Annotated in this window: 10 protein-coding genes and 1 pseudogene; 6 read left to right on the forward strand and 5 right to left on the reverse strand. The window is 68.5% G+C overall.

Annotation, left to right across the window (positions count from 1 at the left end):
• Positions 1-92: 92 nt before the first annotated feature.
• From ACZ5XZ_RS02425 to ACZ5XZ_RS02435, 3 genes are all read right to left on the reverse strand, one after another.
• Positions 93-1,364, reverse strand: a complete 1,272-nt coding sequence (locus ACZ5XZ_RS02425) for an MFS transporter (RefSeq protein WP_468973760.1) — start codon at positions 1,362-1,364, stop codon at positions 93-95.
• Between the two features lie 139 nt (positions 1,365-1,503).
• The gene (locus ACZ5XZ_RS02430) at positions 1,504-2,244 is read right to left on the reverse strand and encodes a DUF6333 family protein (RefSeq protein WP_468973762.1); all 741 of its coding nucleotides are present in this window, start codon (positions 2,242-2,244) and stop codon (positions 1,504-1,506) included.
• A 161-nt stretch (positions 2,245-2,405) separates the two neighbouring features.
• The gene (locus ACZ5XZ_RS02435; RefSeq protein ID WP_468973764.1) at positions 2,406-3,197 is read right to left on the reverse strand and encodes an alpha/beta fold hydrolase; all 792 of its coding nucleotides are present in this window, start codon (positions 3,195-3,197) and stop codon (positions 2,406-2,408) included.
• A 264-nt stretch (positions 3,198-3,461) separates the two neighbouring features.
• Here ACZ5XZ_RS02435 and ACZ5XZ_RS02440 point away from each other — a divergent pair, with 264 nt between their 5' ends.
• Complete coding sequence (locus ACZ5XZ_RS02440) at positions 3,462-4,745, forward strand: NAD(P)/FAD-dependent oxidoreductase (protein WP_468973766.1); 1,284 nt, start codon at positions 3,462-3,464, stop codon at positions 4,743-4,745.
• Positions 4,746-5,632: 887 nt separating this feature from the next.
• Here the strand turns inward: ACZ5XZ_RS02440 and ACZ5XZ_RS02445 are convergent.
• The gene (locus ACZ5XZ_RS02445; RefSeq protein WP_468974185.1) at positions 5,633-6,034 is read right to left on the reverse strand and encodes a hypothetical protein; all 402 of its coding nucleotides are present in this window, start codon (positions 6,032-6,034) and stop codon (positions 5,633-5,635) included.
• Between ACZ5XZ_RS02445 and ACZ5XZ_RS02450 the strand changes: the two genes are divergently transcribed.
• The 5 genes and pseudogenes from ACZ5XZ_RS02450 to ACZ5XZ_RS02470 all read left to right on the forward strand — a co-directional run.
• Positions 5,960-6,457: a hypothetical protein gene (locus ACZ5XZ_RS02450; RefSeq protein ID WP_468973768.1), complete on the forward strand. Its 498-nt coding sequence runs from the start codon at positions 5,960-5,962 to the stop codon at positions 6,455-6,457. The genes ACZ5XZ_RS02445 and ACZ5XZ_RS02450 overlap by 75 nt on opposite strands.
• Before the next feature lie 175 nt (positions 6,458-6,632).
• Positions 6,633-6,995 carry a DUF6207 family protein gene (locus ACZ5XZ_RS02455; protein WP_468973770.1) on the forward strand — a complete coding sequence of 121 codons (363 nt, stop codon included), beginning with the start codon at positions 6,633-6,635 and terminating at the stop codon, positions 6,993-6,995.
• Between the two features lie 482 nt (positions 6,996-7,477).
• A complete protein-coding gene (locus ACZ5XZ_RS02460) occupies positions 7,478-12,253 on the forward strand; it encodes an RHS repeat-associated core domain-containing protein (protein WP_468973772.1) in 4,776 nt (1,591 codons plus the stop codon).
• Complete coding sequence (locus tag ACZ5XZ_RS02465; RefSeq protein WP_468973773.1) at positions 12,250-12,711, forward strand: SUKH-3 domain-containing protein; 462 nt, start codon at positions 12,250-12,252, stop codon at positions 12,709-12,711. The genes ACZ5XZ_RS02460 and ACZ5XZ_RS02465 overlap by 4 nt, the downstream gene beginning before the upstream one ends.
• A gap of 344 nt (positions 12,712-13,055) precedes the next feature.
• Positions 13,056-13,328 (forward strand): annotated as a pseudogene (locus ACZ5XZ_RS02470) (transposase); the annotation flags it as partial.
• A gap of 95 nt (positions 13,329-13,423) precedes the next feature.
• Here the strand turns inward: ACZ5XZ_RS02470 and ACZ5XZ_RS02475 are convergent.
• Positions 13,424-13,606 carry a hypothetical protein gene (locus ACZ5XZ_RS02475; protein ID WP_468974187.1) on the reverse strand — a complete coding sequence of 61 codons (183 nt, stop codon included), beginning with the start codon at positions 13,604-13,606 and terminating at the stop codon, positions 13,424-13,426.
• Positions 13,607-13,713 lie beyond the last annotated feature (107 nt).

The following is a 13,713-nucleotide window of genomic DNA, read 5'->3' on the forward strand; positions in this document are numbered from 1 at the left end:
GGTCACTGGGTCTCTCCGAAGATGTCCCCGGACCGCAGGCTGTGGCCACGTCCTGTCCGACGGGTCCCGCGCGAGGGAACACGCCTGATCGGTCACCCCGCCGCGGGCTCCGGCGCCATGACGCGTACCGGGCGCGTCTCCGGCAGCAGCGCGAAGCAGCCCAGACTGAGCAGAGCGATCCCCGTCAGATACGCGGCCACGCCCCAGGGCACCGGGCCGCCCCGCTCGGCGAGCGCCGTCGCCACGATCGGCGTCAGCGCCCCGCCGAGGACTCCGCCGAGGTTGTAGCCGACCGCGGCCCCCGTGCAGCGCACCCGCGGCTCGTACAGCTCCGGCAGATACGCGGCGATCACGGCGAACATCGTGATGAACGCCAGCATCGCCCCCAGGAAGCCGAGGAACATCAACAGCGGCGCGCCCGTGGCGAGCAGCGCGACCATCGGGAACATCCACAGGGCGGAGGCCGCGCATCCCACCAGGCACAGGGGCCGCCGGCCGAAGCGGTCGCCCAGCAGCGCCGCCAGTGGTGTCAACGAGCCCTTCACCACCACCGCGGCCATGATGCAGGTCAGCATGGCGGTACGGCTCACACCCAGTCGTTCCGTCGCGTAGGCGAGGGACCAGGTCGTCACGGCGTAGAAGGTCGCGTAACCCACCGCGAGCGCGCCGGCGGTCAGCAGAACGAGCCGCCAGTGCTCGCGCACGACTTTGACGAGCGGCACGCGCACATGGTCCTGGATCTCGCGAAAACGCGGGCTTTCGGCGAGCGACGACCGCAGCCACAGTCCCGCCACGGCCAGCAGCCCGGCCGCCCAGAAGGGCACCCGCCACCCCCAGGACGCGAACTGCGCGTCGGACAGCGTCGCCGACAGCGTCAGCATCACGCCGTTGGCGAGCACGAACCCCAGTGACGGCCCGACCTGCGGAACGCTCGTCCACAGCGCGCGCCGTTCGGCGGGCGCGTGCTCCGCGGTCAGCAGCACGGCCCCGCCCCACTCCCCGCCGAGCCCGAGCCCCTGCAGAAACCGCAGGACGAGCAGCAGCACGGGAGCGCTCACCCCGATCGTGTCGTACGTCGGCACGCAGCCGACCGCGACCGTGGAGGCGCCGGTGAGGAGCAGTGACGCGAGGAGAACCGGACGTCTGCCGTGCCGGTCGCCGATGTGTCCGAACAGCACCGAGCCGAGTGGCCGGGCGACGAAGCCCACGCCGAAGGTTGCGAAGGCGGCCAGCGTGCCGGCGACCGATGAGAACGTGGGGAAGAACAGCGGCCCCAGGACCAGCGCCGCAGCGGTCCCGTAGACGAAGAAGTCGTAGAACTCGATGGCCGTCCCGGCGAGCGAGGCGGTCGCGAGCCGCAGCATGGAGGGCGCCCTTACTGTGCGTACGTCGTGCATGCCACGTCAACTACCCACGGTGATCAACGGTTACGCCAGTGCGGGGGCGTGACGCGTCAGTACGTCACGTTGCCACCTGGCGCGTCCACTAGCGCGTCCACCTCCACTAGCGCGTCCACCTCCACATCTCCTCCATCATCGAGGTGTAGTCCTCGGTGTGGCGGACGCGGAAGACAGACATCTCAAGCCCTGCTGGCCATCTGCGGCCACAGTGTTCAAGGACCAGCCCGCCCAGCATCCCCCAGTTGGTGAGGTGGGGTTCCTCGTCCAAGTAGAGGTATTCGCGGTCCTCATCGGTCAGATCGGCCAGGTCGATGCCAAGAGCGTTCAGGACGGTTCGGGGGTCCCCGTCGACGTACCACGGGTCTTCGTATGCGGGGAACCCGGAAGCGGAGAGCGTCAGACCATCGGGAAGACAGATCACGTCCTCCGTGTGCGTCTCCCCGAAGTCGGGCGCGGCGGAGCCCACGATCAGGGCACTGGGGTGGCGCGCGTGGAGGGCCGTGACCTGCTCCAGAACCGGAGTCAGGCCGGCGTCGTACGTGGCAAGGGCCGGATCGGATATGCGGGTCACGGGGCCCCAGCAGCCAATCGTGATCAGATCCAGGTCCGAGAGCGTCTCCGCATGCAGAACCTCGGACGCGGGCAGGGGAGGAAGTTCTTCCAGCACCGCGTCGACCGTAGGGAAGGCCTCGGCGAACGCGCGTGCCCGCACATGGTCGTGCGGCGGCAACTCGGCGGTGCTCCCGGGCCGCGGCGGGTCCAGGAGGGTGATGAGGTATTCGTCGGAGTTCGCACTGCGGACGGCCGTCTCGGGCGGGCACGTCCAGAAGGAGATGTCGCTCATGACAGGCACCGTAGCGACGACGACTGACACCGGTGCGCGCCCTGCGCGGACCGCCCGGAGGACGACGATCGGCAGACCGGCGCGGATGCCTGGCGGAAGGTCTACGCCGCCTGGGGAACGCACCTCCAGCTGCGCGCGTTTCCGACTGCGGGTCTGCTTACTTACCGCTTGTCCGCGACGGTGGTGAGGAAGTCCAGGACGAGCGGGCCGGCGGTGCTGCGGAACTCCTCGAAGTAGGCGTGCCGGGCATCGGGGATCAGGTGCGGCCGGGCGCCGGGGATGCGGTCGGTGAGCAGCATCGCGTTGGCGGTGGGGTTGAGCAGGTCGTCGCTTCCGTGCACGACCAGTGTGGGTGCGCTGATGTCCGGCAGCAGATCCCAGGCATTGTGCCGGTTGCTGGCCGCGAGGTGGCGGCGTCGGGCGTGGGCGGGCATGCCGGGATCGCCGAGGGTGTGGTGCGGGCCGGGATGGGAGGCGAGCCAGCGGGGGGTGTACATCAGCTCCAGCAGGGTCTGTCGCACGACTGCGGGGTCAGGTTGGGCCAGCGCCTGGCATACGTCGTTGCCGCGTTCGACGCCGTGCGGGCTGCCGGGTGAGGTGCAGCCGAGTACCAGGGCGCGCACCCGGTGCGGATGGCGGGCCGCGAGCTGCTGGGCCACGCGTCCGCCCATGGAGGTGCCGTAGACGTCGGCCCGCTCGATGCGGAGTGCGTCGAGGACCGCGATGGTGTCGTCGGCGAACAGCTCGGTGCTGTAGGGGCGGTCGGGCTTGTCGCTGTCGCCGGTGCCGCGGTAGTCGAGGGTGAGGGTGCTGCGGGCGGGGTGGAAGTCGGCTCGGACCGCGTCCCACCAGTGGTGGTTGTTGGCCTGGCCGGCCAGCAGGACCAGCGGTGCGCCCTGGCCTTGGAGCTGGTAGGCGATGCGGGTTCCGTCCGGCGTCGTCGCGTGCGTCATCGGCTCCCTCCCTCCCGCGTCGGCGGGCAGAGTACCGCGCGAGTCGCCATGTCTACTGACCAGTTGGGACAGGAAGCGTGCGTGCTCTGGCTCCAGCGCCTCCATGGCGGCAGGATCTGCGGCGTGTGGGACTCGATTCGCAACTCTTGACGCATGATCATGCGCCCGACAGGAGTGGCGCTGCCCCACTCCCACGAACGGCACCACACTCCGAACGGCACCACACTCCGAACGGCACCACACTCCGAAGGGGGCGATCAGCGCATGACCAGGCCTGAGAGCGCGGGAGACGACTACGACGTCGTCATCAGCGGAGCCAGTCTCGCCGGCAGCACAGCGGCGATCTTGCTCGCTCGACGCGGTGTCCGCGTCGCACTGCTGGAACGCCGCTCGGACCCCGCGGCGTACAAAGTGCTGTGCACCCACTCCCTCACGGCCAGCGCCTACCCGGTGCTGGACGAGCTCGGTCTCGTCCCCGCTCTCGAGAAGGCGGGAGCCGTACGCAACCATGCCCGCTGGTACACCCGCTGGGGGTGGATCGAGCCCAGGGCAGCGCCGGCGGGCCCCGAGCTGCCGTACGGGTACAACATTCGGCGCAGCACCCTCGACCCGTTGATCAGGTCCCATGCGGCCGAGACTCCCGGCGTCGACCTGCTCCTCGGTCACCAGGTGACCGGGCTGGTCCGGGAAGCCGGGCGAACCGTGGGGGTGCGCGCGTCGACACCGCTGGGCGAGCGCGAGATACGGGCCCGCCTGGTGGTCGGCGCCGATGGCAAGGACTCGGCCGTGGCGAAGTTCGCCGGGGTGCCTGCCCGGCTGTACGAGAACGCGCGGTTCGGGTATCTCGCGCACTTCCGCAACCTTCCGCTGTACAGCGGGATCGCCCATGTCTGGTTCCTCGAGCCCGACATGGCGTACGCGTTTCCCAACGACGACGGGGTGACGGTCCTCGCGGTGCTCCCGGACAAGAAGCGGCTGCCGGCCTTCCGGGAAGACCTGGAGGGCAGCTTCCTCGAGTTCGTCCGCGCCCTGCCCGAGGCACCGCCCCTCGACTCCGCCGAGCGCATCACGAAGATCACCGGAACGGTCAACTACCCGCTTCACAGCCGCAAGCCGACCGCCCCGGGCGTCGCGTTGATCGGCGACGCCGCCCTGACCGGCGATCCCCTGTGGGGAGTCGGATGCGGGTGGGCCCTGCAGTCCGCGCAATGGTTGGCAGAGGCGGTCGCCCCGGCCGCAGCCGGGCGGGGCGACCTCGACAGGTCGCTCGCGGTGTACGCACGCCGACACCGGCGCCGGCTGAGCGGCCACCAGTACCTGGCCGCCGATTACGCCAAGGCCCGCCCGTTCAACCCCTTGGAGCGGCTGATGTATGCGGCGGCAGCGCGCGATGAGTCGGTGGCGCGGCACATGTATCTGTTTGCGTCCCGCCTGATCGGTCCGCTGCGCTTCTTGAACCCCCTGGTACTGGCCAAGGCTTCGGCCGTCAACATCAAGCATCGCGGGGCGGCTGAGCCACCCGCGCACCTGTCACACACCGGGTCATGACCGGCGGCCCTCCCACTCCACTCGCTCTTGGCAGCTTCCGCAGAAGGGAACGCTGAACCGCTGCGGGGGAGGGGGGCTGTGGAGGCTTGATCGACGGTGTACCGCGCGTACCGCGCGTACCGCGGGGTTCGGCCCGACGGCCGGGCGATGCGTACCTCTTCGGCCGACGGTACTGCGAGATGTCGGAGACCGCCGGTGGGGCCATGGCACTCGGCCGCCTGGCGGTGCGGGAGTTGCCGCGCGGGCAGATGCGGCATGTGACGACGACGCGGACATGTGAGGCGTGCGGGACCGAGCTGCCTGCACGTGGCGGCCGGTCGCGAAGCGGCACGCCCCTGGGCGGCCGTCCGTCCCGGTACTGCTCCGGTGCCTGCCGACAGCGCGCGTTCCGGGAGCGTGCGGTGCGGGAGCGCTCTTCCTCGGCCCGCTCGTGATGTTCTGTCACCTCGCGGCGGCCCGGACCGTTCCCGTGTGGCGGGCGGTGGCAGTCGTGCTCGCCGTGCTGGTCTCCCTTCTCGGACTGGACACGCGGTCGGCTTTGGCCTCTTGCTGCTCGCCGGTTTCGCACTGTCCCCCGTCGCGGCACCGCTCCTGCCACCGCGCACAGCTGAGGAACTGCCGAACACCTATTGGAAGAATCCATTCCCGTGCCTGTGCTGCCCCCTCCCTCCCGCTCCGCCGCCTCGAGGGTTCGCCGTGGCCGGACGTCACGCTCGCGGTGGTCACCGCCGTCGCCCAGGCGGCGCCCCTGCTGTTCGTGCACAGCGACAGCGGACGCCCCTGGCACTGGTGGGGGTACGTCGCAGCGGTCGGGGCATCGCTTCCCCTGGCGGTGCGGCAGCACGCGCCGGCTTCGGTCCTGCTGGTCTGCGCCGCGTTCTCCGGCTCTACGACCTCGCCGCCCCCCTCGCTTCGCAGCCGCTCTGGTACGGAGTCCTCATCGCGGTGCACAGGGTGGCGTCCGTCTCCCCACTCCAGGTCCGGATAGCGGTGTTCCTGGCGATCTGCGCGGTCGGCTTCGCCACGGTCGGCTCGCCGGCCACCGCGCGCACGGCGTCGTCCTGTACGTCGCCGCGTACGCGCTCGGCCGGGCCTCCGCCGGCACCCGTGCCCAGGCGGCCGTGCTGGTCGAACGCGCCGCCCGCCTCGAACGCGAACGCCGGATGGACGAGGAGTACGCCGCCCAACGCGAACGCGCCCGGATCGCCCGGGACATGCACGACGTGCTGGCCCATTCGATCAGCCTGATCGTCGTCCAGGCCGAGGCCGGGTTCGGTCGTGCTGGACACGGACCCGGCCCGCGCCTCGGCCGCGTTCCGAGCGATGGCCGGCACCGGCCGCGACGCCCTGGAGCAGCTGCGCCGGATGCTGGCCGTCCTCAAGGACGCGGACGACCCGCGCGCCCCGCTGCCGACGATCCACGACCTGCCCGCGCTCGCCCGCCAGGTCGCGGGGTTGGCCTGGAGCACTCCACCACCGCGGAGGGCGAGCCACGGCCGGTGCCCGCCGACTGCGGTGCCGCGGGGTACCGGATCGGGATCGAGGCGGCCCGGATCATCTGCGGCGAGACGGGCTGGCGGGTGATCATGCTGACCACTTGGGGGCAGGACGCGCCCTGGGGGCGGTCCATAGGCGCCGGGACGTGTCACGTGGCTGGCGGCTTGATTCGGCCGTTCACCGTCACCGACTCCGGGTATCGTCCGCGAGCTTGAGCGTCACCGCTGGCCGTCGTCGCTGCTGGCGTGACGAGGATCCAGCCGTGGTGGCGGTTGGCCACTCCGTGGCCAACCCTAGAACTCGTCTAGGAACAAGTGCCTCAGTCACCCGCGGGGTTGGTGCTGTGGGCGACGGCGAACTGCGGACGGCTGCTGCGTCGTGGGTTGAGGCATGGACGATCGAAGCGACGAGCATCACCTTGGTGGGCCCGGCCTGTTGGTGCTCGACATCACCGCCGCTGATGAGGTGGCCGCCCAGGCGGCGATGGCGGACATGGATGCGCTGTGGATGACTTCCGGCGTCTTCCGCGAGCGGCGTGTGCCCGGAGAGCCGGGCGTCCGGGCGCGCGTATATGCGGTGCTGCCTGGCTCGGCCGGCCTTGGCTACACCGCCGAGGCCGGTACAAGGCGAGAGGCTGAGTTCGGTGTCCGGGCAGCAGATGTGGCGCGCCTCCACGCCGGCCATGAGCGCCTTCATGGCCTGTCCCCGGGAAAGCGCCGAACGGACCCGAGGCGTCGCATCTGCTGGATGTGAGGCCTACCGGGGCGGGGCGTAGGGCACGCCGCGTCCGCATGACCGACGGCTACCGGGCCGGGCGTTCGGCGGCCGTCGTGACAGGTTGCGCTCGCTGGGTCTGCGTCCGGCACCGGTGCGGGCAGCTGGCCGCGCCCACTCACGGGCCAGGTGACGGGAGTGGTGGGGCTGGTTGTATTGGGGACAGTTCCGGTCGGCCGTCGGTGCCAGGAGGTCGACGGTTGCCGGGCCCGCAGCGCGAAGATGTGCGGTGCGACGACGGCGCGCTGCTCGACTCCGGCGGGGTACTGCCCGCGCTGCGAGGAACGGCAGGCCGACCGGCGTGCCCAGCGCCGCGCGGGCGCGGCCGCCGTCGACGCCGCTCGCCTCTGACTTCTTGGCACCCAGCACGTCTTGTTTCGGCTCATTGTGAACTTGAGGAACCGTTTCCCCAGGTGAGAGGCTCTGATCGACTGAAGTGATCAACGGGGGGCGTGTTTCGCGTGGGTGTTGTGCTGCCGGGGTGGGCGGATGAGATTCTCGATCTCATCGGTGTGTCGTGGCCGAATGTGGATGAGGACGATTACCGCGATATGGCCACGGCCATGCGGGAGTTCGCCGATGACATCGACGAGGGCGCGAACGAGGCGCATGAGGCCATCCAGGGCTTGGTGGGCTCCGCGGGCGGTTCGTTGGCGGTGGAGGCGCTCAACGCCCACTGGAGCAAGATCAACGGTTCGCATCTGAAGAGCCTGGGTGAGTGCGGCCGTATGGCGGCCACCGCCCTGGACGGTGTCGCGGTGCTCATTGAGGGCGCCAAGATCGGTGCGCTTGTGCAACTTGGCATCCTCGCGGCGGAGGTGATCGCCGCGCAGGCGGCAGCCCCCTTCACCCTCGGGCTGTCCGAGGTCGGCGCGCTGGCTGCGACCCAGGCTACTCGCGTGATCGTCAAGCGGCTGTTCAAGGAGGTCTGTCAGCAGGTCGCTGAACAGGTCATCAGCATCGCCCTGACCCCCGTTGAGGAAGCTTTGGGGGCGATGGTCGGCGACCTGGTTGTGCAACTCGGCGCCAATGCCCTCGGCGTCCAGGACGGCATCGACCTCGGCCGGACGGCCAAGGCCGGCAAGGACGGCTTCAACCAGGGCGTCCAGGACGCCAAGGACTCCGCCAAGTCAGCCGCCGACAACCCAATGGAACTTCTCAGTGCCGGTGGCAGTCGCACAGGCAGCAGGGGGAGTGGCGGAGCAGGGGGCGGCGCGGGCGCCGCCGGCGGCTTCAGCTTCGACCCGGACGAGCACGACCGGGTGGTGACGGGGCTACAAAGTGCGGGCGGCACGTTCCGCAACAAGGCGGGCGGCAAGATCGGCAGGGCCAGGAGCCACCACGGGCGCACCCGGGGCAAGGATGCCATCGCGGACGCGGCGAACGCGATGCTGGACAAGGTCATCGACGGCATCGAGGACGGCGTGAAGAAGACCGCCAAGCACCTCGACGACAACATGACCCGCGGTGTCAAGCAGATGGCCAAGAACCATCACGACAACGATCGCGCGCTCTCCGACCACTTCAAGGGCCTAGGCAAAGACAGCAAGAAAGACCCCAAGGGCCCCAACGGCAGCTCAGGGTCTGGCGGTAGCGGCGGAGGAGCGTCGGCGAACTCGAAAGGCACGCATTCCGGCCGTGGCGATGCGTCTGGTGCTGGTGGCCGTGGTCGTAAGCAGGTGGAGAACCCTCGGGAGGCCGGCCGGCCGCAGGACTCGGTCTGTCAGGGCGGTGAGCCGGTCGATATGGCGACAGGGCGCATGTTCATCGACCAGATGGACCTGTCGCTGCCTGGCGCGCTGCCAATGCTGTTCAGGCGCTCCTTCGAGTCCGGCTACCAGGCAGGGCGCTGGATGGGCCCCCACTGGGTGTGCACCTTCGACGAGCGGCTGGAGATCGACGATGAGGGCGTGGTCTACCTCAGCGCCGACCGAACAGCGCAGGCATATCCGCATCCGACCGCTGGTGAGCCCGTCCAGGCATCGGCCGGTGCACGACTAGATCTCGACGTCGACGGCCTGACGGGCCACTACGCCCTGACGGATGTCACCACGGGTCTGGTCCGGGAGTTCACCCGTCAGCCTGATGGCGCGATGGCCCTGCTCACGGGGATACGGGACCGGGCAGGCCACCGCGTCGATTTCAGCTACGACGCCCACGGCACGCCGCTGAGCATGACCCACTCCGGTGGCTACCGCCTCCTGGCCACCACGGACGCCGGACGGATCACCGCTCTGCATCTGGCCGGCGCGAGCGAAGAGGGCCAGGACGTCCTCCTGACGCGCTACGGCTACAGCGATGGCCACTTGACGGAGGTCTACAACTCCTCCGGCCGTCCCATGCTCTTCGCCAACGATGCTCAGGGCCGGATCCTGTCCTGGACCGACCGAAACGGCACCCGCTACCTCTACACCTACGACGGGTTCGACCGGGTCGTGGAAGAGGGCGGCGCGGACGGTTCACTCAGGTTCCACTTCGACTACGGCGACCCCGACCCGGTCACCGGCATCAAGGTCCACTCCGAGACCAACGCGCTCGGCCACACCACCCGCTACCAGATCAATGAGCACGCCCAGGTCGTCGCCGAGACGGACCCTCTCGGAAACACCACATTCTTCGAACGGGACGAATACGACTCCCTGCTGTCCCAGACCGACCCCCTCGGTCGCACGACCCGCTTCGAGTACGACGACACAGGCAGCCTCGTCGCCGTCGCTCGTCCGGACGGCGAACGATCCACCGCTGCCTACTTCGGCGATTCGAATCTTCCGACGCTGATCACCAGACCGGGCGGTCTGACCTGGCGGCAAACCTTTGACGAGGCCGGTCGACGCAGCTCGCTCACCGACCCCGCCGGCACCACCACGCGCTACGGCTATGACGAGTCCGGACATCTGGCTTCCGTCACCGACGCTCTCGGCAACTCCACCCACGTCCTCTGCAACCCGGCCGGACTGCCCATTGAGGTCACCGACCGCGTCGGAGCCACCAGCCGCTACGAGCGCGACGCCTTCGGCCGCGTCACCACCATCATCGACCAGTTGGGCGGCGTGACCCGGCTGACCTGGAGCACCGAGGGAAGCCTGACCTCGTACACGGCTCCCGACGGAAACGCCGAGACCTGGACGTACGACGCCGAGGGCAACGTTCTCGCGCACACCGACCGGCAGGGCGGGGTCACCACCTTCGAGTACACGCCGTTCGAGACGCTCGCCGCCCGCACCAACCCTGATGGGACCCGTCTCACCTTTACCTACGACGCCCACATGCAGCTCGTGGCCGTCACCAACCCTCTCGGCCAAACCTGGGAATACACCTACGACGCCGCTGGACAGTTGATGTCGGAGACCGACTTCAACGGCCGCAGGGTCGGCTACCAACTGGATGCCGCCGGCCAGCTCGTCTCGCGCACCAACCCTCTGGGGCAGCAGATCCAGTACCGCTACGACGTACTGGGCCAGCTGGTGGAGAAGGACGCTAACGGAGCCGTCACCAGCTACACCTACGACCTCGCTGGACACCTGCTCCAAGCAACCAGCCCCGACGTCGCTGTGCTCCGCACCGTCGACGGTGTCGGCAACCTGATCACCGAAACCGTCAATGGCCGCACCCTCACCCACACCCGCGACCACATCGGCCGACGCATCGGGCGGACCACCCCCGGCGGCCATACCAGCTCCTGGACCTACGACCAGGCCGACCGCCGCACCTCCTTGACCACCAGCTCCGGCCGACTTGAGTTCGCCTACGATGCAGCCGGCCACGAGGTCGAGCGCACCCTCGGCGACCATCTCGCGTTGACCAGTTCCTGGGACAGTGAGCACCGCCTCACCGGCCAGATCCTGCGGTCCGAGCATTCGGTGCTGCAACGCCGTGACTACACCTATCGCGCCGATGGCATCCTCACCGGCGTCGAAGACCAGCTCAACGGGCCCCGCACCTTCGACATCGACACCGCCGGACGCGTCACAGCCGTCCAGGCCACCACGTGGACCGAGCGGTACGCCTACGATCCCGCTGGAAATCTGACTGAGGCGAACTGGCCCGCGGCCGGCGCCGGCAAGGCGGCAGTCGGTACCCGGACGTACGACGGCACGCAGCTCATCACCGCCGGCCGGATCCGCTACGAATACGACGCCGCCGGGCGCACCACTCTGCGCCAGGTCACCCGTCTGTCGAAGAAGCCCGCCACCTGGCGCTACACCTGGGACGCCGAAGACCGCCTCACCCACGTCACCACCCCTGACGGCGCACACTGGCGATACATCTATGACCCGTTCGGCCGACGCATCTCCAAGGAGCGTCTGGCTTCGGACGGGAGCACTGCAGAAGAGCGGACCTACTTCACGTGGGACGGCTCGAACCTTGCCGAACAGACGACGTACGCGCCCACCTTGCCCGGGCCCTACAGCATGAGCTGGGACCATCGGGGCCTGCACCCCCTGGCGCAGACCGAGACCATTACGACGCCGGCAACGGCCGACGCCCCGCAAGACCAGATCGACCGGCGATTCTTCGCGATAGTCACCGACCTTGTCGGCGCCCCAACCGAACTCGTCGACACGGCCACCGACACCATCGCCTGGCGCACTGTCCCCACCCTCTGGGGCAACACGGCCTGGGCAGCAGACAGCACGACGAACACGCCGCTGCGCTTCCCCGGCCAGTACTTCGACTCCGAGACGGGCTTCCACTACAACCTCAACCGCTACTACGACCCCGAGACAGCCCGCTATGTCAGTCCGGACCCGCTCGGCCTCAGTCCCGCCCCCAATCCTGATGCTTACGTCCACAACCCTCACACGTGGTGCGACCCGCTCGGCCTCATGCCGAAGAACCAGGGCAATCCGCTCAAGAAGGAGTTGATGGGCTTGGGCAAGGAACGAGTCCAGCACGTCGCTGACGGTCTCGGCGAGGATGAAACCCCTCCTGGGGCCTACGCCGTGGGCAAGGATCGGACCACGGGTAAAATCTATTACGGTGACAGCGGCCCGGAAACGGGCCACGAACAAGCTGTGCTCGACGCGCTGCCTGAGGAATCTCAACGCAAGGAAATAGATAATCGCCCGCCCGGGGTGTGTGCTGAGCCTCGGATGTTCACCAATGCGATCAAGGACGGCGCAGACCCCAAGAACATTGATCTGGTGACCGTCAACAGGAGGGGAGACAAATTCAAGATGTGCGAAAACTGCAGGACATGGGTTCCCGGATTCGGAGGAGAGGTCCTGACGGGATGAATGACACCCCAGAGCGGCGGGCGCTACAGGAACTGAGGAACGCCCTTCCGGAGTCCGCCACCCTCCAGGTCAATCCTCTGGACGTGGAAGAAGCCTGCCAGCGGTACACCGAAGACGGCTATGAGGTCACCGACCAGCTCCGAGAATTTCTGGAGAGGTATGGTGAGCTCACTATGGTCCTGAAGTTCCAGAATTCAGAGATGGAACTCACGACATCTGTTGAAAGAACTCTGAGAAGCACACACGCAACTCCCCGACACGTTCGCATCTTCAGTAAAAAACTTGGTCAGCCTGTCTTGCTGGTCGGTACTGCATTCGTGACCGAGGAGGCAGTGCTGCTGGCAGAGAACGGCGACGTCCTGTTCTTCGGAGACGCCGGATATCAGCGGATTGCGAATGGCTTTGAGAATGCGATCCACGCGCTGGCCACAGGCGACTGGGACAGAACGTTCTTCTGAGACTGAGCCATCCCTGGTGGCCCACGGCCGCCAGGGATGACCCGACATACTGCGCTGCGGATCCAGAGCAAGTCTGGACGCCGCGTCCCCTACCCCGCTAGGCGGCCGTCCAAGGCCAAACGACCTCGAACGTGATCGTGCGAACGATCCCTGGTCAGCTGCGGATGGAGCCAGTAGCGGTCAGGGCGTGTCCGGGATCGTTGCAGGCTCGGAAACTGGCGGCAAGAGCAGCTGGGCCGAAGTCGCAGCAATTCCCGCCCACGCGGTTCCCCGGACGCACAGCGCAGTGCGAGATGGTGCGCATCGCTGCATGTCATATCCGGACAACCCGGCAGCCTTCGAACCCGGCCTCGCAGTGGCGGCAGGTGGTCAACGGCATTTTGTGGAAGCTGTCCACCGGGGCGGCTTGGCAGGACCTGCCCGAGCAGTACGGGCCGTGGAAGACGGCCTACGAACGCTTCCGACGCTGGCCGGTCGACGGCACCTGGGACCGCCTGCTGGCCCATGTCCAGCAGCATTCCGATGCCGTCGGCGCCGTCGACTGGACGGTGGTGTGCATCGACTCGACGACAGTGCGGGCGCTCCAGCATGCGGCCGGGGCCCGAAAAGGGGGCAGCCGTGGCCGGGTGAGGCGATCGGGCGGTCCCGAGTTCGGGCAGGAGCCGTTCCTTCTCGCCCTTGGCGACCCGCGGGCTCTCGACGAAGGTGTCGATCACGGTGATCTGTCCGAGCCACACGGGCCGGTGACTGCGGTGGTGGGGGCCTGCGGGCAACGGGCCGAGTCACACATCCCCACCAGCGGCTTCTTGGCGTTCGGGGTGCACGCGAGCTTGAGGCACAGCGCCTTGGACGGGTCGCGGAACCAGCAGAAGTTCGCCGCCCCGACGTGCAGCACCTTCGACAGCTTGCGCAGGAGGTTCCCCAGGTGCCGGTCATCCTCCAGAACCTTCGATCGTGACGGGCGGCCTCGCCGCGTCGCGGGACCGCAGGGCGGGACCCGCA

The sequence above is a fragment of the Streptomyces sp. NPDC033270 genome (genome assembly GCF_055576575.1).

Coding starts and splice junctions, on each gene's coding strand:
- ACZ5XZ_RS02465 (WP_468973773.1), top strand. CDS start 12,250: ATGAATGACACCCCAGAGCGGCGGGCGCTACAGGAACTGAGGAACGCC.
- ACZ5XZ_RS02455 (WP_468973770.1), top strand. CDS start 6,633: ATGGACGATCGAAGCGACGAGCATCACCTTGGTGGGCCCGGCCTGTTG.
- ACZ5XZ_RS02425 (WP_468973760.1), bottom strand. CDS start 1,364: ATGCTGCGGCTCGCGACCGCCTCGCTCGCCGGGACGGCCATCGAGTTC.
- ACZ5XZ_RS02440 (WP_468973766.1), top strand. CDS start 3,462: ATGACCAGGCCTGAGAGCGCGGGAGACGACTACGACGTCGTCATCAGC.
- ACZ5XZ_RS02450 (WP_468973768.1), top strand. CDS start 5,960: ATGCACGACGTGCTGGCCCATTCGATCAGCCTGATCGTCGTCCAGGCC.
- ACZ5XZ_RS02435 (WP_468973764.1), bottom strand. CDS start 3,197: ATGACGCACGCGACGACGCCGGACGGAACCCGCATCGCCTACCAGCTC.
- ACZ5XZ_RS02430 (WP_468973762.1), bottom strand. CDS start 2,244: ATGAGCGACATCTCCTTCTGGACGTGCCCGCCCGAGACGGCCGTCCGC.